13 protein-coding genes are annotated in these 24,195 nt (G+C 43.8%); 6 read left to right on the forward strand and 7 right to left on the reverse strand.

The features are described from left to right. Positions 1 to 16 precede the first annotated feature (16 nt). Entirely contained in the window at positions 17 to 1,429 is a 1,413-nt protein-coding gene (locus QT998_RS23120; RefSeq protein WP_333092740.1) for an adenylate/guanylate cyclase domain-containing protein, read from the reverse strand. A 47-nt stretch (positions 1,430 to 1,476) separates the two neighbouring features. Beyond that, positions 1,477 to 6,990, reverse strand: coding sequence for a trifunctional serine/threonine-protein kinase/ATP-binding protein/sensor histidine kinase (locus QT998_RS23125; protein ID WP_333117963.1), 5,514 nt, complete (start codon positions 6,988 to 6,990; stop codon positions 1,477 to 1,479). A gap of 730 nt (positions 6,991 to 7,720) precedes the next feature. On the opposite strand from QT998_RS23125, the gene QT998_RS23130 reads away from it, so the two are divergent. After that, positions 7,721 to 8,602: a Cof-type HAD-IIB family hydrolase gene (locus QT998_RS23130; protein WP_333092742.1), complete on the forward strand. Its 882-nt coding sequence runs from the start codon at positions 7,721 to 7,723 to the stop codon at positions 8,600 to 8,602. Between the two features lie 426 nt (positions 8,603 to 9,028). On the opposite strand, the gene QT998_RS23135 is transcribed toward QT998_RS23130, so the two are convergent. The 4 genes from QT998_RS23135 to QT998_RS23150 all read right to left on the reverse strand — a co-directional run bounded on the left by QT998_RS23135 (position 9,029) and on the right by QT998_RS23150 (position 17,925). After that, positions 9,029 to 9,919: an alpha/beta fold hydrolase gene (locus tag QT998_RS23135; protein ID WP_333092743.1), complete on the reverse strand. Its 891-nt coding sequence runs from the start codon at positions 9,917 to 9,919 to the stop codon at positions 9,029 to 9,031. A gap of 160 nt (positions 9,920 to 10,079) precedes the next feature. Then, positions 10,080 to 12,107, reverse strand: a complete 2,028-nt coding sequence (locus QT998_RS23140; RefSeq protein ID WP_333092744.1) for an adenylate/guanylate cyclase domain-containing protein — start codon at positions 12,105 to 12,107, stop codon at positions 10,080 to 10,082. Continuing rightward, a complete protein-coding gene (locus QT998_RS23145) occupies positions 12,073 to 16,782 on the reverse strand; it encodes a PAS domain S-box protein (RefSeq protein WP_333117966.1) in 4,710 nt (1,569 codons plus the stop codon). The genes QT998_RS23140 and QT998_RS23145 overlap by 35 nt, the downstream gene beginning before the upstream one ends. A 609-nt stretch (positions 16,783 to 17,391) precedes the next feature. After that, the gene (locus QT998_RS23150; RefSeq protein ID WP_194008380.1) at positions 17,392 to 17,925 is read right to left on the reverse strand and encodes a hypothetical protein; all 534 of its coding nucleotides are present in this window, start codon (positions 17,923 to 17,925) and stop codon (positions 17,392 to 17,394) included. 142 nt (positions 17,926 to 18,067) lie between these two features. On the opposite strand from QT998_RS23150, the gene QT998_RS23155 reads away from it, so the two are divergent. From QT998_RS23155 to QT998_RS23175, 5 genes are all read left to right on the forward strand, one after another. Continuing rightward, entirely contained in the window at positions 18,068 to 18,985 is a 918-nt protein-coding gene (locus tag QT998_RS23155; RefSeq protein ID WP_333117968.1) for a histone deacetylase family protein, read from the forward strand. A gap of 137 nt (positions 18,986 to 19,122) precedes the next feature. Further along, the gene (locus QT998_RS23160) at positions 19,123 to 20,403 is read left to right on the forward strand and encodes a glycosyltransferase (RefSeq protein ID WP_333117971.1); all 1,281 of its coding nucleotides are present in this window, start codon (positions 19,123 to 19,125) and stop codon (positions 20,401 to 20,403) included. A gap of 264 nt (positions 20,404 to 20,667) precedes the next feature. Continuing rightward, entirely contained in the window at positions 20,668 to 21,678 is a 1,011-nt protein-coding gene (locus QT998_RS23165; RefSeq protein ID WP_333117974.1) for a glycosyltransferase family 2 protein, read from the forward strand. A gap of 191 nt (positions 21,679 to 21,869) precedes the next feature. Next, positions 21,870 to 22,451 carry a serine O-acetyltransferase gene (locus tag QT998_RS23170; RefSeq protein WP_333117976.1) on the forward strand — a complete coding sequence of 194 codons (582 nt, stop codon included), beginning with the start codon at positions 21,870 to 21,872 and terminating at the stop codon, positions 22,449 to 22,451. A gap of 403 nt (positions 22,452 to 22,854) precedes the next feature. Further along, entirely contained in the window at positions 22,855 to 23,361 is a 507-nt protein-coding gene (locus QT998_RS23175) for a serine O-acetyltransferase (protein ID WP_333092747.1), read from the forward strand. Between the two features lie 136 nt (positions 23,362 to 23,497). On the opposite strand, the gene QT998_RS23180 is transcribed toward QT998_RS23175, so the two are convergent. Then, positions 23,498 to 23,791: a glycosyltransferase family 4 protein gene (locus QT998_RS23180; protein ID WP_333092748.1), complete on the reverse strand. Its 294-nt coding sequence runs from the start codon at positions 23,789 to 23,791 to the stop codon at positions 23,498 to 23,500. Between the last annotated feature and the right edge of the window lie 404 nt (positions 23,792 to 24,195).

The following is a 24,195-nucleotide window of genomic DNA, read 5'->3' on the forward strand; positions in this document are numbered from 1 at the left end:
CCCCATGCCCCATGCCCTAAATTTCAATTCCTTCCAAAGTCATAATGACAGCATTCTTCATCAACATATCGCAGCGATCGGCATAAAAAGCTGCTGCCTTATCATACTTGTTGACTTGCAACACGCGCAAAAACATTTGCCTTGCTTGCGCGAATTGTTGCTGGTAGTGAAAAAAAATTCCCTGTTCAAAATAAGTTTGAGTTTGTGCTTTTAGTTCGATCATTGTAGCGGAGTCGCCATCATAAATTTCAAATACAGCCACAGGTGTTTGTTTTCCTTTGACTTGAACGCGATCGAGAAACCGACACTTATAATTTTGTGGATCGTCTATTCGACAAAGAGTCTGGACGCTAGCGACAATACCGACTCCGTAAAGCTTTGTCAATCCTTCCACACGCGCGGCTAAATTCACAGCATCAGAAATTACCGTACTTTCCATCCGTTCCGCTTCGCCAATAGTGCCCAACATTAAAGTTCCCGTATGCAAACCAATCCCTATCGAAATAGGTTGATATCCGCTATTTTGCCTGTGTCTGTTATAAATTTTAACTTGCTGCTGCATCTCAATTGCCGCTTGAACCGCATCTTCAGGACGGTTAGGAAACAAAGCCATAATTCCGTCACCAATGTATTTATCTATAAAGCCGTTATACTGGCGGATAACTGGACCAACTCGGCTTAAGTAAGAGTTGAGAAATTCAAAATTTTCTCTAGGAGACATACTTTCTGACAGACTGGTAAATGAGCGAATGTCGGCAAACATAATCGTCATTTCCGCCTGTACAGAGTCTCCCAATCTGGCATCAACAATGCTTTCAATCTTGAGAAACTTTAAAAATTCGCGGGGAACAAAGCGGGCCGAAGCTATTGCAATCTTTTCAAGTTCGCTTTTGCTGGCTTCGATTTGAGTCAGGGCGCGAAATGCTCTCAGCGTTGTCACTAATGTGGTAAATAACTTTTTGTTTGTGAGTTCTGTTTTAGTTTTGTAATCGTTAATATCGTAGCTGACAATTACAACATCTTCCGGCACTTGTCCCGGCTGTCCGGTTCGCAAAATAATTCGCACTATTTTATTGTCTAAAATATCGCGGATGTATTTTACAACTTCCAAGCCTGCCTCTTCTGTTTCCATCACTACATCCAGTAAAATCAATGCTACATCTGGGTGGGCTTGGATCATTTCTTTGGCTTCTTTACCAGAAAAAGCGCTGATAAATGTGAGGGATTTGTTTTCAAATGTAAATTCATTTAAAGCTAGCTTTGTAATATTATGAATTTCTATTTCATCGTCTACAATTAAGATTTTCCAACTGTCTGGAATCGGTTGTTCTTGAACCTCGTCTTCTTCCGCAAATATTAATTCATCGTCGCCCAACGCTATTAATTCGTCATCGTTCGCAGCGAATAGTTTTTTACTAGCTTCTGACATTAATCCCTCTCCTAAATAAAATTCTATTAAAACTCGTGTTATAATAACTAATTACTAATTTTAGCTGGAAACTCCATCATAAATCTTGTACCTTTGTTCAATTGACTTTCGCAGGTAATTGTACCTTTGAGTTTTTGCGTAACGAGGTTATAAATAATGTGCAGTCCCAATCCTGTGCCGCCCTTACCTCTTTTGGTGGTAAAAAATGGTTCAAAGATTTTACTGAGATTTTCTGGGGAAACTCCTTTGCCGTTATCTGCATATTCAAATATTAGCCGATCGCCCTCTAGCTTAAAATCAAAAGCCAGAATCCCTTCGTCTTCTCCATCGTAAGCGTGAACCAGGGAATTAAACACCAGATTTGTCACAATTTGACACAACACACCAGGATAACTGTCCAGTACAATATTTTCATCGCCTTTAATCTCTATTTTGTGTTTAGTTCTTCTTAGTTTGGCGGTTAAAGATGTCAAAATCTCCTCAAGATAATTTTTTAGGTTAAACGTGCGTTGTAATTCGCTCGACTGATCTACAGCCACTTCTTTAAAACTGTGAATCAAGTCAGCCGCCCGCGTCAAATTTGATAAGATCATATTACTGCTTTGCAGGGCCGTATCCAGGAATTTTTCTAACTCAGAGCGTTTAATTTGACCCTTGCTGTAAAGCTCAAAAAACTTTGTAACTTTTTCCGCCAGCAGCGAAGCGGCGGTGATACCGATGCCGATGGGAGTGTTGATTTCGTGAGCAACACCTGCAACCAAACCACCAAGGGCGGCCATTTTTTCCGATTCTACCAGTTTCTTTTGTGCCGATCTTAAATCTTCTAAAGTTTGAGAAAGCTCGGAAGTACGCTGCTGTACTAATTTTTCGAGATTCTGATTGAATTGCTGCAAGTTTGTGTAAAGTTGGGCGTTTTCTATCGAGATAGAAATTTGAGAAGACAGCAGTTGTAATATTTCTAACCTTTCTGGCGTAAAAGCGCCTGTAGTCAGATTGTTTTCTAAATATAGAATGCCGCTTAGTTTACCTTGGTGGATTAACGGAGTACAAAGAATTGATTTAGGTTGAAAAGCAATTATATAAGGTGCGTGAGTAAATTGTCCTTCGCGGCTGGCATCATTTAAAACTATACTTTCCTGGGTGCGGGCGACGTAGTTGACAACTGCAACTGACAGCAAAGTTTCTTCTCGCTCTTCATCTACAAAATTTATAGGAATTGATTGCATGACAGCAACGCGATCGGCATCCACAGAACCCGATGCTTCAATAACCAATTTACCATCTTTTTCTAGTATTAAAAATCCTGTTTCTCCTCCGGCATTTTCAATCACAATTTTCATCATCTTTGCCAGTAGTTTATCGAGAACTATTTCGCTGGCTAATGTTTGTGAAGCTTTGACTGCGGTTGTCAAATCTAGCACCCCTGCACTGTCGCTCGTAGTGCAAGCGCTGCTGGTAGATTTGCGAGTTTCGATATTAGTTGAAATTGAGGCTAAAGTTAGCCACTGCGGGTATTTTGATTCCAAATGTCTTACTTTGGCTTGTGCACCCCAGCGCTGATAGCAATAACGCGCTTCTATCAAGTAAGTCTTAGCAATTCTTTCTCGTCCTATGGATAAATAAAATGCTCCCGCTAATTCTGCTGCGAGTGCTTGTATTTGTATGTATTCGTTTTCTTGAGCTCCGGCAATTGCACGGTCGTAATATTCCATTGCTCTGACAATATTACCTAGAGTTTGCGCTATTTCTGCTTCGATCAAGTCGCATTTGTGCTGGAGGTTCATCGGCGCAGAAAGTGATTTTATTTGGAGTTTTCTGAGGTTGCTGCTGGCGTAAAAAAGATGCTCTTCTTGTTCCTCATTTGTTGCTTGTGGATATGCTGCAAGTCTTGCGAGAGAATCGTAAAAATGGTATTCAGGAACATTAATAAAGCCCGCAACTCCATCTAAATAAAGCTCGGCCTGTGCTGCATTGTCTAGGGCTAGCTCAATATCTCCAAATAAATATGCTAGTATTAACTTTTGCAAATAAAAGTGCTGTAAACCGACGCGATCGTTAGCTTTCAATAGCAGTCGTAACAACTTTTCTTCGCTATAAGTTTCACATAACAAAAGATTGGAAGTGTCCGCATTGTCCATCAATTGCCAAACTGTTTTCTGATATATTTGATTCCAAGTCAATACCGTTTCTTGCTTGAGTTGAAATAATAAATGGTTATAATTAGCCATTTTTTGTTCTAGTGGCATCAATTCTTGACCGATGAAATAGAAAGACTGACAAATATTTACCGCCGCATATCCTATGGATTCTAAATCACCATTTTCAAGGGCGCTTTGATAGGCTTCTTCTAACAGTGGCAAAGTGTCCTTAACATGATGGTTGCCGTGCATCAAAACGAATGCGACTAAATTAAGAACCTTACTTTTAAATTCTAAAGCATTTAGTCGATCGATCAAATTTAAAGCTAATTGACCAAAGCGATCGCCTGATTCAACATCTCTAATTATTCCTTTTAAAATTACTCCGTAATTAGCATAACCCAAAGTTGAAAAAACCGAATTTCCATAGTTAATGGATAAATTAACTTGCTGGCATACAATCAACGGTAACAGCAATGGTTCAACTATAAACGTAGCCGAAAACATACTGGAAAGCACGCGCATAGTTGCTAACTTGCGCGGATTTGTCATCACAGGTAAGTTCATTAAATCTTCTATTTTTTTGCCTGTTAAATAAGCTGAAGTTTGGGCCATTGCTTGCTGAATGTGGAGGGGAACTGGCGACTCTGGCAAGTTTATTCCTAACATTTTTAGTGCTTCTCTACCAATTTGTACAGCTTCCTGCAGTTTCGTTTGCATCGTACAAGCTGTGATTCTGATTTCAAATATTTTGATTTTGTCTAGTTCATTTTTTGCGTGTTGCAGGACAATTTCTGCCCATTTTTCCATTTGTTCAAACTCGGTATTGAGGTAAGTGGCTTCTGCGGCTGACTCGTAGAGTGCCAGAGTCAAATCGTAATCGGTTTCCCAACTTTGCTGCAGAAGCAATTCAATACCTGCGGTTAAATATTTGACGGCGAGTTCGTAAGCTGCACTGGCTTTTGCTTTACGACCTGCAATTAAATTTAATTGGCATAATTGAAATTTTTCTAATTCACTGCTGATGATTTGTCGGGATGCATTGAGTTGGTTGACTATATCAAAAACATAGTTTTCTAATTGCTCTGGAGGTGCGTTTTGTAGCAAAAATCTGCCTATTTTGAGATGATTTTCTTGTTTTTGGGGTTCGGATATTAAAGCATAAGCTGCTTGTTGAACTCGTTCGTGCAAAAATTTATAAGTTGCGCTAGCAGCATCAGCGATTGGTAGGGACAATTCATCGGTAAAATCTCTAGATATTTGGTCGGTTACTTCTGTAGTTGCTGCTAGTGCGAGCGGAATTTTGTAGGCGTTATTCACGGGCACAATCAGACCTGACTGAAGAGCTTCCCAGAGGTCTGCTGCTGCGGAAACTAGAGATTTTCTACAGATTTTTGAGATAATTCCTAAATCAAATTTGTTGCCAACACAAGCAGCTAATTTTAGTAGTTCCTGGGTGGTTTCTGAAAGTTTCTGAATGTGATCGATCATTAATTCTACAACATTGTCAGTTATTCCTATTTCTTGTATTTGCTCGATATCCCACTGCCACTCACCTGCAATTTCGCATTTTCTCAAAGCTGGATATGCTTTTTGAGGATTCGACTCATAAATGTTAGGTTCGACTATATCGACAGAAGTATCGGAAGGTGTAAATTTGTATTGCAGCAATTTTTTTGAGTAAATATACTTTAAAAGTTGAGTTAGAAAAAAGGGATTGCCTCCTGTTTTTTGGAAAAGCAATTCTGCTAAATCTAGTGATTTTTCTGGCGAGCAGCTCAGACTATCTGCAAGAAATTGATTGACGCTGGTAATATCTAAATGCGAAAGGGATATTTCGCTGAAATTTCCCCCTGCTTTTTTAATTGCTTCGACGGTCAGCATTACAGGATGGTTTGCGTTAAGTTCTTGTTTTTTGTAGGCTCCAATGATTAATAAATATTGATTTTCTAGGTTTGTTGCTAGCAGTTGGATCAACTTAAGGGATGCTGAATCTACCCACTGCAAATCGTCGAGAAAAATTACTAAGGGGTGTGCTTTTTGAGCAAAGACTCGAATGAATTTTTGAAATACCAAATTAAAGCGATTTTGAGATTCATGTAATCCTAAGTCTGGCACTGGGGGCTGCGGCCCGACAATCATTTGTACTTCGGGAAGAACTTCAATAATTACTTGGCAGTTTCCGCCGAGGGCATTTAATATTTTTTGTCTCCAAACTTGAAGTTTGGCAGATGTTTCTGTGAGAATTTGGCGCAATAAGTCTTGAAAAGCTTGGATCAAAAAAGCGTAGGGAATATCGCGCTTAAATTTTTCAAATTTGCTATCTATAAAATACCCGTTTTCCCGCAGGATAGGCTTGTGAATTTCATAGACCAAGCAAGATTTTCCCATACCTGCAGAACCGGAAATTAATACTATTTCTGTATTTCCCTGTCTCATCCTATCGAAGGTATCGAGAAGCAGATTAACTTCGGCTTCTCGCCCGTAAAGTTTTTGGGAAATTTGCAGGTTACTTGACCTATCGTGTTCGCCGAGGGTGATGTGAGAAATTTCGCCGGTGGTTTCCAGTTGAAAGAGACATTTTTCTAGGTCGCACCCAAGTCCGAAAGCACTTTGATATCTGTCTTCGGCGGTTTTTGCTAATAGTTTCATGACGATATCGGAAACGACTTGAGGAATTTCGTCGGTTTGTGATTGATTGATTATGCCTTGGATTTTTTGTTTTTGATTCTCACAAGGAGCAAGTGGTTTTTTGGCAATATGGCAATGTACTAATTCCATCGGATCGATCGCACTAAAAGGCACTTCACCGCAGAGCATTTCATAAAAAGTGATGCCGAGAGAATAAAAATCGGTGCGGTAGTCGATCGCCCGATTCATGCGGCCAGTTTGTTCTGGCGACATATAGGCGAGGGTGCCTTCGAGTAAATTGGGATGGTGGAGGGCGGGGTTTTCGCCCGGTAGCAGGGAGGCGATCGCAAAATCAGCAAGTTTGACATCCCCTGTCTCGATATTGACAATAATATTGCTCGGTTTAAGATCTTTGTGGATGATGTGGTGTTCGTGGAGTTGGCTGAGAGTTTCTGCTAGTTTGATACCGATTTGCAGAAATTGTTGTAACTCTAGCTGGTTGTTGGTGAGAAAATTTTTGAGAGAAATGCCGCCAAAATCTTCTAAAATTAAAACAGGAACGTGATTGTATTTTTCGAGTTGGTAAAGCTTAACTGTTCCGGGCAAATTCAAATTTTTGAGGATTTCTGCTTCGTGCAGGAGTTGGGCTATTTGTGCTGGCGTTGGGTAGGGCTGCGCGAGAGTTTTGAGGATAACTGGTTTTTGTTGTTCAAGCTGTATCCCTCGATAAATAACTGTGCGATCGTTTGTATAAATTTCTCCGTCTATGCGATATCCCGGAATAGTAATCATGCTGCGAATGCGGTAGTTTTTAAGTACAGTTGGGGATTGAATATTTGAGATCAAAAGATGGGAATAATCTCGCGTTCGGTCGATTAAACATAATAAAATTGGTTTGATTGCGGACGGTTGTCTGCACTACAAACCTTTTTTGTTACGGCAATCGATAGGACATAATATAAATGATAATCTTAGCAACAAATATTTAATGATTGAAACACTTATTATAGTCCTTATTTTCTGACGATTGGCGAAGTAAAAGGAGGCATAAACTCCGGCTTCTGCGTTACCAGACAGAGCATGGTAACGAGAAAGCATGGTAACAAGAAATGATGATTTTAGATTGTCAATTGTCAATTGAATAAGTGGGTATGAATGATGAGATAATGGTTGAGATATTGCCGGGGGCACTGTGAAGTAATTGTAAATCAAGATCGCATTAAGAGGGCTGGTGAGTGCATAAGTAAACAAGCTGCGATCGGGACTGAGGCAAAAAGTGGTTTGAGGCGCTATTGAGACAGTTTTCGGTGCTGGCGGCACGCTCTACAGGCATTTAAATTGTATATTTCAATGACCTATTCCCGTTGGCAGTCAAATCCTGTCCACCCTTTCCTGTTCTCTATTCGGGCTCTCTCTCCATATTCTTCTCAAAGATAACAGACAATTTAGATGCAAACAAAACTTATGTGCCAGTGCCAAAATAAATTGGTGGGTGCAAATCAACAGCTAAAATTTCAAAATCATGCAGAATATAATTGCCTCAAATCCAGCGAATGCTACCGATCGCGCTTTTGGTACCGCAGAGATTAAACTACTGGTACTAGATATCGACGGCACGATCGCAGGTTTGTCAAATGACATCCGACAACCCGTCAAGCAGGCAGTTTTGGCTGCCGAGTCGCGGGGAGTGAAAGTGGCCATCGCTACGGGCAGGATGTACAAATCGGCTTTGCGTTTTCACTCAGAAATTGGCTCAACTTTGCCGCTGATTTGCTACCAGGGCGCGTGGATTCAAGATCCAGCTACTCAAAAGCGACTGCGACACTTGCCGCTGTCGAAACAAACTGCTCTGCAACTATTAGAGCATTTTGAAGCACTGGATTACCGATCGCTCCTTTCGATCCATTTCTATATTGACGACAAACTTTACGTACCGGAAATTACAGCAGCTACCCGAATTTATGCCGAACGATCGGGCATTGAACCAATTGTAATTCAAGATTTGCGGCGAGATCTGCCGGGGGAACCGACGAAGGTTTTGGCTTTGTGCGAGAATCCAGAGGTACTCCACGGCTTGCTCAGCAGTATGCGGAAACGCTACACGCCTGCGGAGCTTTATTTGACTCAATCGGTGGCTACTTTTTTTGAAGCTACGCATCCTTTGGCGAGTAAGGGAGATGGGGTGCAGTATTTAGCCGAAAAAGTTTTGGGTTTGCAGTCGGCTCAGGTGATGGCGATCGGCGACAATTTTAACGATCTGGAAATGATTTCCTACGCAGGTGTGGGCGTGGCGATGGGGAATGCTCCTGATGGTGTGAAGGCTATTGCTGATTGGGTTGCGCCGGATGTGGAGGAAGATGGGGTGGTGGCTGCGATCGAACAATTTGTTTTGGGCGCGAGCTGATATTGTTTGTGGAACCAGCCGGAAAGCCTGTGATCTATGGTTCGTAGTGGGGACTGAAGTCTTCACTACGAACCTAAGAGTGTTTATTTAAGGAAAGCAAGAAGACGCTAAGAGCGCGAAGGAAGAGTTGAAGGGGCCCGTTTGCAGATATTCTGGATGCGAATTGTAGATAGTTGAAAATTCTTAAAAGTGGCTTTCCACAGAAAAAGCACCGACGACTGGCCGTGTTTCGTCTCGGTGCTTTCTCTGGTTCGCTCCTCACACGTCCATCAATATAGCCGACTCGCCCGAATGTGTCAAGACTTTTTAGCAAAGTTTTTTTTGAGTCTTTCCAATCCGGGCGGCGGGTGCGGTGGAGTGAGGCAGAACCTTGGCTGTGCAAGGGTTTTGCTCGATCGCCTTTTTCTGGCATTCCCCCGAAAAATTTTAGTTCAATTCCTGCAGCCAGTCCAAAATCAGAGCGTTGACTTCACTGGGCCGCTCGTCGTGGGGACAGTGGCCGGTGTTGGGAATTGAAACAAATTTCACTGGTCGATCGTTGGCCGCTAATTCTTGGTAAATTTTGCTGCCGGCGATCGGCGTCCAGGGGTCGTCTGCACCCCAAAGTACCAGTAACGGACGATCGACCTTTGGCAGCAATTCTGACGGTTGAGGGCCTGCTGGGGCTGTGAGAATGGAAGCGAAAACTTGTTGAGCTCCGGGCTCGCAGGAGGGCGCGTGCAGGAGTTCTACAAGTTCGTCGGTGATGGCTTCGCGGTTCCCGTAGACTTGACGCAGGGTGTTGCGGATGCGGTGTTTTTGGCGGATGTTGTTGAAGACAAACGGGCCGATGACGGGCGATCGAACTAATTTAGTAAAAGTCCCCATCACTACTCGCAGCGGGAAATTCAGTTCCTCCGGCCGGTGGTTGAGCCCGCCGGCACAGTTAATTAACACACCGCCGGCTGATATTTCTGGATGGTTGGCGACTACCATCAAACTCAGCAAAGCGCCGATCGAATTTCCGACAAATACCGCCGGTTCCTGTACCAATTCTGTCCAGAAATCTGTCAGCAATTCTTCCCACAATTCCAGCGTATAATCAAGCGCCGGTTTGCCAGAAGCCCCGAATCCCAGCAAGTCCAGCGCAAATACCCGGTAGCCCTCCGCCGCGAGTGCGGGGATATTTTGCCGCCAATGTCCGATCGAAGCCCCAAACCCGTGAATCAAGATCAGAGGGCGGCCGGTTCCTTGGACGGTATATTGAATTTTGTGACCTTTCCAAGTCCAAATCAGCTTCTCAAAACTCGTTGCAGATACTAGCTGTTGTGCTGTCACGACTCTAAATGTAAATTTTCGTTAACTTCTTCGATCGTAGCAGCACAATCCCGATCCGGGGCTGGCTTTGAGCAACGTCTCACAAAAACATTATTCCCAATTCCTCATTGCCCCATTCCCCATTCCCAAGGAAAACGGTCAACTGTCAACTGCCAACTGACTACCTTTTTTCTAGCAACCAATAAGTCCTCATGTCCCCCTTACCTTTCACCGGAATTACGCCTCGCATCTCCAACAAATACTTATCTTTTAAAAGCTCGTAAGTAACATCAGTAACTTGAATTCTGCCTGCAAAACCCGTAGCCTCCATCCTCGCCGCCACATTCACCGTATCTCCCCACAAATCATAAGTAAACTTGCTAACACCAATCACTCCCGCCACCACCGGCCCGGAATTGATGCCGATGCGAATTGCCAGTTTTTCTCCTGTCTCGGCCGACAACTTGGCTATTTTTTCCTGCATTCCCAAGGCCATGTGGGCGATCGCCCCCGCGTGGTCATGTCTCGGCGTAGGCAATCCCCCGACTACCATGTAAGCATCACCAATAGTCTTGATTTTCTCCACACCGTACATTTCAGCTAACTGGTCGAAGTGAGAAAAAATCACATTCAATCGCTTTACCAACTCCGTCGGAGACATTCTCACCGACAGTTCAGTAAAGCCAACAATATCAGCAAATAAAACACTTACATCGGCAAAACTGTCGGCGATCGTGCTTTGCTGGGCTTTCAAACGTTCTGCTATTGGTTTGGGCAGAATATTTAACAACAATTTCTCGCTTTGTTCCTGTTGAATTTTGAGTTCTTCTTGCGCTAATTTCCGCTCTGTAATGTCAGAAACAGTACCCTCATAGTACATTATAATTCCTTGTGAATCCCGAACAGCACGGACATTTTCTGATACCCAAATCCGGCTACCGTCCTTGCGACATACGATAGATTCAAACCCCGAAACGGCATTTTCTGCATCCATAGCAGTCACGAATTCCAGGCGGCGTTCCGGGTTAAGGTATAGTTGTTCGGCAATATTTTCAATACTAGACATCAGTTCTGCTGGCGAATCGTAACCGTACAATTTTGCCAAAGCTGGATTAGCGCTGAGATAGCCTCCAGAAGGAGTGCTTTGAAAAATACCTTCCATCGCATTTTCTACAATACTGTGATATCTTTCTTCAGCAATTCGCAGCAATTCTTCGGCTTGTTTGCGCTGAATTAAACCACCTAATTGAGTGCCAACCGCATTGAAAATGTCTATAAAGCGCGCGTTTTTCGGAGAAGGCAAAATTTGAAAAAAAACTAGCACCGCTAATACTTCATCGCCTACCAAAATCGGCACGCCAAAACCTGCTTTAAATCCGAGTTCTTGTGCTACTTCACTTCGGAGAAAATCCGGGTAGCCCTGGGAAATATCTTCTACCCATTCTGGTTCCTTGGATGCCCAAACTCGTCCCGGCAGCCCGATATTCATGGCAAATGTCAGTTGTTCGCTTTGGGTGCGGAAGGGTTCCATGCTGGCGTTACTCGCATACCAGCCCCTGGCAGATTGCAGCAGAGTTCCTTCTGCATTGGGAATCCAAGCTTCTCCTACATCCCATCCGATTGTTTCGCCAAGTTGGTGCAGGATTGCTTCTAAAGCTGAGTGAAAGTCTGCAGCTTCGCCGATCGCCCGCGTCGTTTCCAGCAAAAACCGGATTGATTCTTCCGCCCGCTGCCTTTCCACGATTTCTTCCTGCAATCTGGAATTGCGATCGTGCAATTCCCTAGCTTGCTGTTGCAGTTGCGATTGCAACAAACGCAAAGACAGTTGGCTTTCCACGCGGGCGAAGACTTCTTCTACTTGAAACGGCTTAGTAATATAATCTACTCCTCCTACTTGAAAAGCCTTAACTTTTTCCATCACGTCATCTAGCGCACTAATAAAAATTACTGGAATATCTTTAGTATTTTCAAATTTTTTCAAATTTTTACAAACTTCATAGCCGCTCATTTTGGGCATATTAATATCTAATAAAATCAAATCTGGAGGAGAGATTTGTGCTGCTTGCAGAGCCATTTTGCCGTTAATCGCCTTCCTAACTTGATACCCGTAGGATTCTAGCATAGTTGATAAAAGTCGCAAGTTGTCCGGCATATCGTCAACGATCAGAATGTCTCTAAGAGTCGCTGCTAGTAATGGCTCGTTCATCATAATATAATTGAGTTAAATCGATAATGATATCTATCCGAAAATTATCGACTAAATCTGTTAAAGCATTAGCGAGATTTGCCTCAGTTTCGGGAATTTGAGCGATCAGTCCGAGGATGCGATTGTCGTCAACGCAAAGTGCTGCTCGGTATAAATCGACCACCCAGTCTGCGGGCATTACACTCAAATCCTCGGTGGTCAAACTTTGAACCTGTCGGGGTGCTGAATCAGAAATAGATGAGTTTTCTTCCTCATAAATATAACGCAGATTCAGGTGATGCGCTATCTTTTCAAATAGTACCTCTTCCCGAAACGGTTTACAGATCAAATCGTCACAACCAGCAGACAAAATCATTTGTCGCTGCTCGTCAAAAGCACTAGCAGTCAGGGCAATAATTATTATTTCTCTACCTTCTGGAGTTTGCTTGATCTGTTTTGTAGCTTCGTAGCCGTCCATAACTGGCATCAGCATATCCATCAAAATCAGGTGCGGCTTCCAAGTAGACTGCAAAGCAACTCCTTCTTTACCGTTAATTGCTTCACGGACTTCAAATCCGAGCGGTACGAGGAGCTGAAACAGCAGTTGGCGATTTTCCGTTACATCTTCAACTATTAATATCCTATAGGTTTGCTGTCCGGCTTCTAAAGCAATAACTGGTTTAACGGCAGGTTTTTCTTGTTCGTCACTTTCTGTTACGACGTTAACGCGGATATTAAAAGTAAAAATTGTGCCTCGCTCCAGTTGACTTTCAACAGCAATGTTACCTCCCATAATCTTGACGAACTGTTGGCTAATTGGCAATCCTAGCCCGGTTCCCTGCATAGACTTGCGACCTGTTTCTGTTTGTACGAAGGGCTGAAATAATGTAATAACTTCAGACGGAGAAATGCCAGGTCCCGTGTCGGCAATTTCAAAATGCAATTGGGCTTCTTCTTGTCCGGCGGCGTTATTTTCTACTTGGCTGCTAACGCACAAAGTAACGGTTCCATGTTGAGTAAATTTAATGGCATTGCCGATCAGGTTAATTAAAACTTGTCGCAATTTCGATTCGTCTGTTTCAATGTACTGTGGCAAATCGCCGATATTTTCAAAGATGAGGCGCAACCCTTTTGAGTTAGCTTTTAGTTGCAGCATTTCTCTGAGACTACTGAGAAGATTGTAGAGGTTGAAGCGGCTTTGATTGATAGTAATTTGACCTGCTTCTATTTTGGACATTGACAAAACATCATTGATCAGTTCCAGTAAATGTTCGCCGCTGCGGTTGATAATTTCTATGTATTCTTTTTGTTCTTGCGTGATGGAACTGTTGCGGGCCATGACTTGCGAAAAACCGAGAATGGCGTTGAGAGGCGTGCGGAGTTCGTGGCTCATGGAAGCGAGAAATTGGCTTTTGGCGCGGTTGGCAACTTCGGCGTTTTCTTTGGATTTAAGTAGTTCCATTGACTGTCTTTGAGTGCGGGCGAGCAATTCTGCTTGCTGCAATGCTACTCCTAGCTGAGTGCCCACATGAACTGCAACGTTGATTTCAGATTCGCTCCACTGGCGGGGAGCTGAATTTTGATAGGATGCTAGCAGTCCCCAGAGTTTTTCGCCGCAGAAAATTGGCACAGTAATGTAGGATTTTGCTTGAAATCTTTCTAATAGTTGGATGTAGCAATTATTGAATCCTTGCTTGTAAATATCGGGGACGCAAAGGTAAGTTTTACTTCGGCTGTAGGCTCCGCCAGCAGTTTCTTGCAAATAAGTATCGCATACTTTTTGGGAGGCAATCTCGAATTTTTTAACGAGGCATTGTTCGTTTTTTAAAGCACTTTCAGTAAATTTAGAATCTACCTGCTGTACTTGCATGAAAGAAGTCCACTTACTATCAACTGATTCTGCTACAAATTCGCCGCTCCAGTCAGGATTGAAACGGTAAAGGGCGACTCGATCGCACTTCATGGTTTGGCGCAATTCTCTGGTCGTAGTTTGAAAAATTTCTCGGAGATCTAATGTCTGGCGCATTCTTTCAATGATTCGCGCGATCGCTCTTTGTCGCAAAGCACTTTCTTGCAGTTCAGTTTGTGCTTGCTGGCGTTCCGTAATATCTACAGCCATTAAAGCGATGCCGATCGCTGTACCGTTATCGTCAATTAGCGGAGTATTATACCATTCGCAAACGATACTTCTACCATCTTTTGTAAGAGTTTTGTGGGTAGTGCAACTGGCACAAGACTCCGCATTAATTTTGTTGCTTAAAATTTGAAATATTTGGTGGTAATAGTTGTTTGGAACGATGAAATCTGGGACATTTTTGCCGATAACTTCTTCTGTGCTGTAGCCAAAAAGTTTTTCGGTAGCCGGATTCCAAGTGATAATTTCTAAATTCAGGTTTAATTCAATAATTGCGATCGGCGTTTGCTGCAATAAAAATGAGATTCTTTGCTGCGATGCTAGCAGTTTTTCGGCCGCTAATTTGCGGTCTGTGATGTCATTAGCGGTACCGAGAATTTGTTTGGGTTTACCGTCATTTGTTCTGAGAAATACTGTATCCCAACTGTGCATCCACCGCCATTCGCCGTTTTTGTGTTTCATGCGGTATTGACATTCAATGACATCGCCGTCTTTGGCTTGCTGCACTTTTTGGACGCTTTCACAAAAAGCTGGCAAATCCTCGGGGTTGAGCAGATTTGACATCATTTCTGTACCCATATCTTGGATTTCTAGGGCGGAGTAACCGAGCATCACCGCAATTTGACGGTTGCAGTAAACATTCCGCTGTTCTACTAAATCGTAAACGTACAATAGGTTGGGATTGGAATCGGCGATCGCCTGAATGAAGTGCTGGCTTTCTCGGAGTGCAGATTCTGCTTGTTTGCGATCGCTAATATCTCGCGCTACCACAATCACTGATTCAGCAGAAAGCACAGAAATTTTAGCGTCGAGCCAAACTTCACGCTCTCCGACTGTATAGCTATATTCAATATTGATGCTTTGCTTCGTCTTGAGAACTTGTTTGACGGTATTTAATACCAAATCTGCTGCAGGTTCCGGTAAGATTTCGTGGGCGGTTCTGCCAATCATTTCGGTGGGAGATTTCACCAAATTTACCGCTGCTGTCGGGGCGATTTTGATGCAGCGCCCTTCTGCATTTCTCACTAAAACTATGTCAGTCATGGCGGTAAAAATCGCCCGCAATTCTGCTTCGGATTCTTGCAGAGCTTGTTCGGCGCGGACGCGGGTGCGAATTTCTGCTTGCAACTGTTTATTTTGCCGATCGAGCTGCGCGAGTCGTTTTTTTTCTCGCTCGATCAGTTTAGCTTGAGCGATCGCAATCCCTACTTGACCCGCCACAGCTTCTAACAAGTCGATTTCATCTTTTGTCCATTCGCGTTGGCGATCGCACTGGTGCAAACAAATAGCGCCGTTTGCCATCCCTTGGTAGGAAGTGCGAATTGCCAGCATCGATTTCAACCCAGCCACGCGGCAAATCGATTCAGCAGCTTGCAAAAAAGGATCTGAATAAACGTCGTTGGAGGCGATCGCCCGGTCTTGGATCATCATTTGTACGACGTGAGGATTGCCCCAAATTGGAACGATGACGTTCCGCATTGATTCCCACTCAGGTTGGAGATACTCAGCCGCCAGAGGAAGATCGACTTGGGGGCTAGTAACGTAAGTATGAATCAAACAGCGATTGACGCGGAATGCCTGACCAATTTGAGTTGCAGCCGTTTGAAAGATTTTTTCCGGCTGCAAGCTCGATCGAATTTCTTGAGTGATTTTTGCAATCAGCAACTCTCGCTGAACTTGCCGTTCTAAAGCAGATTTAGTTGAAGCCGATTCTATTTCTGCTTGCTTGCGATCGCTGATATCAAAAAATACCCCATACCAAACAATATCGCCATTGTCACGCATTTCTGGTCGAGAATTCGATTGCAGCCATTTGAGTTTGCCCGATGGCGTAACAATCCGCCATTCACAAGCAAAGGGTTCTAAAGTTCGAGCGCTCTCGCAAATTTTTTGCTCCAGATATTTTAGGTCATCAGGATGATTTTGATTGCAGCATAAATTATAATCTTTTAATATTTCTTTGGCCTCCAATTCGTAAATATCCCGACAAGCGTAACTGATATATTCAAATTGGAAACTTCCATCCGATTTTCGCATAAATTGATAAATAACTCCCGGTATATTCACCGCCAATTTCTGCAACCTTTCTTGGCTTTCCCGGAGTGCTGCTTCTGTTTGATTGCGAAATTTTACCTCTCGTTGCAGTTCGGCATTCTGCTGTTTTAATTGTTTCGATAGCTGTTGTATAGTCAGTTGACTTTCAATCCGCACCAAAAATTCTTCTACTTGAAAAGGTTTAGAAATGTAGTCAACACCGCCCACTTCAAAAGCCTTGACTTTCTGACAAGTTTCATTAAAAACGCTCAGAAAAATCACCGGTATTTCGCGAGTATTTTCGTTAGCTTTCAGTCTTTCGCATACTTCGTAGCCGTTCATTGTTGGCATAGAAATATCTAGCAAAATCAAGTCTGGAAGAACGGCAAATTTAGCATTTACCACCATTTCCCCCGAAATTGCCCGCTGAACTTTATACCCTTCTTTCGTCAATATATTTGAGAGAAACCGGAGGTTATTGGGTCGATCGTCTACAATTAAAATATGAATTGTTTTTTTGTCGAGCGCCATATTATGTCTTGCCATTGGAAATTTTAGCGTGTTGACCGGAGAGAGATTATTTAATCAATCAAGTATTTTTGTGAAATAAAAATTATCATATTAATTTTTATTCCGCTCAGCAAATAGAGTGTTTTTTTGAGAAGTTGGTTCCTCAAATAACGCACTTTGTCTACGAGCAATCTTTGGGGAGCTAAGCTTAAATTTGCAACTCAAATCAACCGCATTTTGATTGTATTTTAGTGCCACAATAAATCTAAGTTTTCTTGGAACAATTAAATTGCCTAAAAAAATCATGAATTAGCCACGACCGGCCCAAGAAACTGGGTACGAGAACCCAAGCTTCTAAACATTCAGCTACCACCTTCAAAAGGTTTGAGCAGAGATACACACCTAGACGCACCCTGATGCGAAACAACCCGGTTTTTTACTTTTGCTCCGGGCTGCAATGTGTGTATTGCTGTGAAAAAAACGCGGTTTCGAGACACCCGTGCCTAAGTCTTAAGATAGTTGGCAACTAAGAGTATAGCGGTTCTCAAGCGTGGTGAGGTACGCCCATAGCCCTATGCCCATAGTCCTAGGCCCTATCCCGGATAGTACCTCCTATGATAGCTCGAAAGGCTATATCAACTCTTTTCTCAGTCTTTTCTCTGCCAACAATTCCTTAAGTTTAGCAAGATTTTCATTGCTGAGGGATATTTTAATTTCAAGTTCTTGCTCAGCCTCCCACAGCAGCAATATATTATCTTCCCCCAGCGCAAACTCTGGATTGTTTAATTCAAGTGTTTGATATTTCACTTCGGGAAATCCTATGCGAATTACCACTTCTGATTCCAACTGAGGATAGAGATACAATTGCTGTTGCAGGTTGTCTAGTTCTAGTTTCTGAACTGTGGTGTTGCGTTTGACAGGAGAATCGGGTTTGTACCAATAGAGAGTATCTTCGCGAATTTCAGGATTGACTATCACAAATGTTACGTCAAAACGCTGGGCTTGCCAGTGAATTTCGCTCATACCGCCAATTTGCGGAATCAGCCGCTCAACCCAGCTAATTTTTTTGCCGTTGAGGTTTTTCCACCACTGAGCGATACGATCGAAGTTCTCAGCATTTTCGGGGTTGTTGCTGCCGGACTCCCAGACTGTTTCTAGTTGCATATACAGGTTCTCCAGCGAATTTAAATTTGAGGTTGCAGGCTTTCAATTGGACTTCTCCTCCAAAAGCCTGTAAGCGAACGGGTTCGAATAGGGCGATCGACAAGAATTATTCGATTCGTCTATTCGTTCTACAATCATCGTCATGGACCTACCAATTATCTACCACGAAGATTATGTTGCGCCACTGCCGCCCGGTCACCGCTTCCCGATGGCAAAGTTCGGGCTGCTTTACGAAATGCTGCGGTTGGATGGGGTAGCAGAGCGATCGCAATTTCACGCTCCGGAACTTTTAGAGTCAGAATGGATTCAGCTAGTCCACGATCGCGATTACATTCAAGCTTACTGCAACGGAACGCTGGATGACAAAGCTCAACGCCGAATTGGTCTGCCTTGGAGTCCGGCCCTGGTCAACCGCACTTGTATCGCCTCCTCCGGGACTGTGCTAACTGCTAAGCTTGCTTTAGAATGCGGTTTGGCTTGCAATACTGCGGGCGGAACTCATCACGCATTCCCCAATTACGGCTCTGGTTTTTGTATTTTTAATGATTTGGCGATCGCCTCTAGAGTCTTGCAAAAAATAGGTTTAGTTCGCCAAGTTTTAATTGTCGATTTAGACGTGCACCAAGGAGACGGAACCGCTGTAATTTTCCAAAATGACAGCAGTGTTTTTACTTTTTCGATGCACTGCGAGGTAAATTTTCCTGGCACCAAACAAAAGAGCGATTTAGATGTAGCTTTGCCCGTCGGTATGGAGGACGACGAATACTTACAAACCTTGGCTAAATACTTGCCAGATATACTCTCCGATCTCAAGCCAGATTTAGTATTGTACGATGCCGGAGCTGACACTCATCAGGCCGACAAACTCGGAAAATTAGCTTTAACTGATACCGGGTTATTTCGTCGCGAAATGCAAGTTTTATCTACTTGTTTAGCTGGTGGCTATCCGATTGCCTGCGTCATTGGCGGTGGCTATTCCGATGACATGAAAGGGTTAGTTTACCGACATTCGCTGCTGCACCGAGCGGCAAGTCAGGTTTACAGGCAATATCGACTGTGATGCAGAGCGGTTTGAGATTATAGAGCTACTTGACACTTTTTTCTTGATTAATTGCAATAAGAGCAGTATAAAGTTTCAAGCATTATAATCGAGAAAATAAGCCTTCCCATATATCCTTCTCAACTTAGGTGTATTCCATGCCAACATCTTCGGTAAATAATACAGAAACTCAAGTCACAGATTCGCCGCATTTGCTGCCGATCGACAAACGCTACCTCCTCGTCCTCAACATCAAATCCTCCGGCGACGAAAAAGGCAGCCGATATCTGGATCCATTGTGGGCAAAAGACTTAATCCAACACTTCAAATACTTGACAAACTTCACGCTAGCAGCTCCACACACGCTAGAACCCCTTTCAGAAAACACAATCGAGGTGGATGCGGCATCATTTGCCGGTGCTAAATTTATTGACCTTCCCTCGCCCAATAGTTACGCCCAATCAATATTGATGCTGCCGGCGACGATTGCCAAACTTTGGGACGCGATCGCCTCTGCAGATATCGTACATAGCGGCGTAGCAGGCTGGCCGATTCCGATGGCATGGTTAGTCACCCCAATAGTCCTGATCCAGCGGAAACAATACCTGATCGTAGTCGAGTCCGCACCGTGGCGACTAGCACCAGGCATCCCTGCCAGCAGCCAAGCTAAAATTTTGGCTCACATATCCGAAAGATTGAATCGCTGGTGCATCAACAAAGCCGACTTGACAATTTTTACACAGGCAGAATACCAGCAGAGTTTATTAACAAATCGGGACAAACTAAGTCACATAATTAATGCTTCGTGGATTGATGAAGAAAATATTATTTCCGAAGCTGACGCGACCCAAATCTGGCAGGAAAAAATATCTACTTCTTCACCCAAACAATTAAAAATTCTCTTTGCTGGCAGATTGCGCCCAGATAAAGGCGTATTAGTTCTCCTAGAAGCCATGAAAATATTGGACGAGGAAAACATTTCTATCAAGCTGGACATACTAGGTGAAGGCAAACTGTTAAGCAACTGCCAAGCCGCCAGCAAGGCTCTGCACAATTCAGCACAGATCGAAATTTTGGGAACCCTTCCTTACGGCCCCAAATTATTCGAGCGGTTCCAACAATATCATGCTGTTGTGGTTCCCAGCATCTCAGACGAACAGCCCAGAATCGTATACGATGCTTATTCCCAAGCCGTACCGATACTCGGAAGCAACACGGGCGGACTCCGCGACTGCATCGAAAACGAAAAAACAGGTATGCTGATCGCTCCTAACGACCCTCTAGCTTTAGCAAACTTGCTCAAACAGTCGGCAGAAAACTTGAACAAACTACAAAATATGGGCATGGCGGCTCGGAAAAAGGCTTGCACCCTGACTCACCAAGAAATGCACCGACAGCGGTGGCAGCTTTTGTTAAATATGTTGAAACGCGAACTCTAGTAGGCGATCGCAGCCGGAATTGGCGCCTACTAGCGATCGGGAGGATTTCCGGCTTTGTCAAAAGCATTGTCGATCGGGACTTACTCACCCGAGACCAAAAACCAGGTTTCTGCAGCATTTCAAGCGAGTAACAACCATTGTCCCAAGCACCGCGTAATGACAAGACCTTAGTCCTATTTAAAGCTGGCGCGCAGATTCTCCAGCTTGAACTTGCCAGATCGGTACAACTTGAGCTAAAAAGTTGTTAAACCAACAACTGCACCTATGTCCAATGCCAGCGAGCCAAATCACCAATATCCACTGCTGGTTGTCATTGTTAACTACCGAACCTCTAGTTTGACAATAGACTGCTTGCGCTCTCTAGTTACCGAAGTGCGATCGCTCCCCGGTACGCGGGTTGTAGTTGGCGACAATGCTTCAGGCGACAATTCTACCGAAGAAATACCAGCCGCTATAGCCACATTCGGCTGGAGCGAATGGGCTTCCTTCGTTCCCCTAGAGCGCAACGGCGGATTTGCCTACGGGAACAACGCCCTGATCCGTCCCGCCCTTGAATCCACCAATCCCCCCCCTTACATCCTGCTGCTCAACCCAGACACCGTAGTTCGCCCAGGAGCTCTGAAAGCACTGGTTGACTTCATGGACTCCAACCCCGAAGCCGGCATCGCCGGCAGCCGCTTGGAAGACCCCGACGGTACTCCCCAGCAGTCAGCTTTTCGGTTTCACAATCTATTGACCGAACTAGATTTTGGGTGGCGGACGGGCTTGCTGTCCAAGTTATTGGCAAACTGGGCCGTAGCGCCTCCTATTTCCCAAGAAATCTGTCAAACAGATTGGGTGGCTGGAGCTAGCATGATCGTCCGTCGCGAAGTATTTGAAAAGATTGGCTTGATGGATGAAGCTTATTTCATGTACTGCGAAGAAATGGACTTTTGTCTGCAAGCTAACAAAGCTGGCTGGAGTTGCTGGTACGTACCTGAAAGTCGCGTGGTTCACCTAGTAGGTCAAAGCTCAGGTGTCACTGACACCAAAAAGCCCCCTAAGCGACTGCCACAGTATTGGTTTGATTCCCGGCGCAGATACTTTCTCAAAAACTACGGCTTGGTTTACACAGCGTTAACAGATGTATCCTGGGCTTCGGGCTTTGGAGTCTGGAGGCTGCGCCGCGTACTTCAAGGTAAGCCAGATGGCGATCCACCAAACTTACTGACGGATTTTGTCACGAATAGTGTATTTTTTAAAGGAGGTAAGATTGAAGATTCAAAAAACTTTTAAATGGTATTTGTAAATAAATCAAAGCAAAAAAGCCAGGTCGCTCCTGGTCAGTCAAAGATTGCTTGATTCACCCAGCATTCATATTTTAAGTAGAAGAATCCTGGTTGAACATCCTGAAAAAAAAGAGCAATATCTGACGATAGACGGCATCTATTGATAACTTAAATTAGACAGAATCTTGAGTACAGCTTATGCTAACGGAATCAAATTTAATCGCAAGTGAAACTCCAGTACAAAACTCGGAACAGGGATTGTGGCAGCAGATTAAAGAAGACTGGATTGCTCACGGTCGCGATTGGACAAAACCGGGATTTCGTGCCGTAGCAGTTCAAAGATTCGGTGTCTGGAGGATGCAGCTAGAACCAAAACTGCTGCGAGCTCCCTTGAGCATCTTGTATCGATCGCTCTACCGAAAAGTCCGGAATACTTACGGGATAGACTTGCCCTACACAGTCAAGCTCGGTCGTCGCGTGGTGATTGAACATCAAGGTGCTATTATCATTCACGGATACTGTACTATCGGTGACGACTGCATCATCCGCCAAGGTGTAACCCTGGGAAACCGCTATTTGGACAAACCGCTAGAATCGCCTCAATTGGGCGATCGGGTGAACGTCGGCGCCGGTGCAAAAATTCTCGGCAAGGTCAACCTGGGAGACGACGTAAATATCGGTGCAAATGCTGTCGTTTTATCAGATGTTCCTGCTGGTCAAACTGCCGTTGGCATCCCTGCTAAAATTCTCAAATCCCGCCCTGTCGAAAACAATCCTTAAATTAGTGCCAGAAAAAGTGACCTTTCTCTTCTGTTACTTAAATAAACTAGAGATCTACCGCCTCTATAGCGATAGATGCTTTTACGCAATTGTGGAGTTCTTTGGCAATTGTGATTGTTGCACAAAGAGTGCGATCGCCACTGCTTGTTTGTAGACATCAACTCGTCAACTAAATAATTATAAGTTGACCGTCTAGCAATCTTGTGTGAATTGTGAATTTGTAGGGTTATTGCCCCGCCGTGCCTACCCGAAAAACCTGGGAAGCTACAAAAACAACATTACAACTCAAATAGGATTGCTAGAGAATTGAAAAAAATATTGTTAATCACCAACCAGACAAGATATAATGACAATTATGTAATCTTAATTGTCATTATATCTTATCTGTTCTTTTGCACAAATAATGGTTCAATCAATAACTACACCTGTCGTTTCTGCCACCGAGCCAGATTGGAGCCGCGAAAAACTTCGCCAGTGGTGGGATCCTAGTCGCCAACTTCTAAAATCTATCCGCAATTATCAAAAATGGCAGCATCAAGGTGGAATTTTAGGGTATTTTTTCTCCCGGTTAAACGTAATCGAACATCAATTTTGGAGCATTGTAGCTGGAACTGACATCCCTTTGAACTGCAAAATAGGAGGGGGACTCGTTATGGTTCATCCTAATGGCATAGTCATTCATCCAGATGCATCTATTGGCCCGAACTGTCTAATTTTTCAACAGGTCACAATTGTTTCTAATGTCAAAATTGGCGGTCACGTCGATATCGGTGCAGGAGCAAAAATTATTCACTCCATAACGATCGGCGACCACGCTTTGATAGGTGCTAATGCTGTAGTTCTTTGCGACGTACCACCGGGCGCAACCGCAGTCGGAATACCCGCAAAAATTATCCCCAAAAAACCCTAAGCCTGAAAATGCACTCCTAGAAATATTCGCAGGAAAAAGGAAGTTGCAGAGCAAGGATTCTTTCAGATGATTGTCCTATTTCCTAAAACTTCAATTTCTCCTGCACCAAATTTTTCCGCCGGCACGCTACTTTTTATCAGGTAAATTTCTCGGCTTGCTGGCGAACACTATCACCCATCTGCGATCTCAACTCCGGCGAAAAAGCAAGCTTTCGCAAGCTTTCCACAAGAGCATCAGAGTCGTAGGGTGCTGCGACTAGCCCATCTGTGCCGTCCCGGACAATTGCGCCCGCTCCCATAGGTGAAGTGAGCACTGACAACCTGTGAGCCATAGCTTCATAGGTAACCACCCCACTACCTTCTTCAAGACTCGGAAAGGCAAAAATGTCAGCTTCGTCATAGACCGCGCCAACATTGGTGGTGTAATCCATATGAATTACATCAGAGCGTCCTAAACATCACACATTCCTGGTGGTAATCACTGCATCCATCAGCTCGAATGTTGCACAGGAGTGCCAGCACCAATAAATCCTATGCTGCTTGACGAAAGTCTTTTAAGTAGTCGTGCAAAATTAATTACATAATATTTCGCGTGAAAGCCTGACCTAGCAAGAAGTTTTTATGTAATTAATTTTGTGTAGTTACTTAATCGTTCACTGTTCCTTAACAATACTTCGGACAGTTTTTTAACGGCCGTGTAAGCCTTACAGCCCACATTCCGCACCCCCAAGGGGCAGCGGTAGTGCTAAATATGTAATGATAGAGGAGTAGAATGTAGTGCTGATGCTTTCCTATCATGCCAGCCAGCCCCATTTGTGCGTCTTCTCAAAAAGTC

This window comes from Microcoleus sp. S1D4 (genome assembly GCF_036700765.1).
Taxonomy (GTDB): domain Bacteria; phylum Cyanobacteriota; class Cyanobacteriia; order Cyanobacteriales; family Microcoleaceae; genus Microcoleus.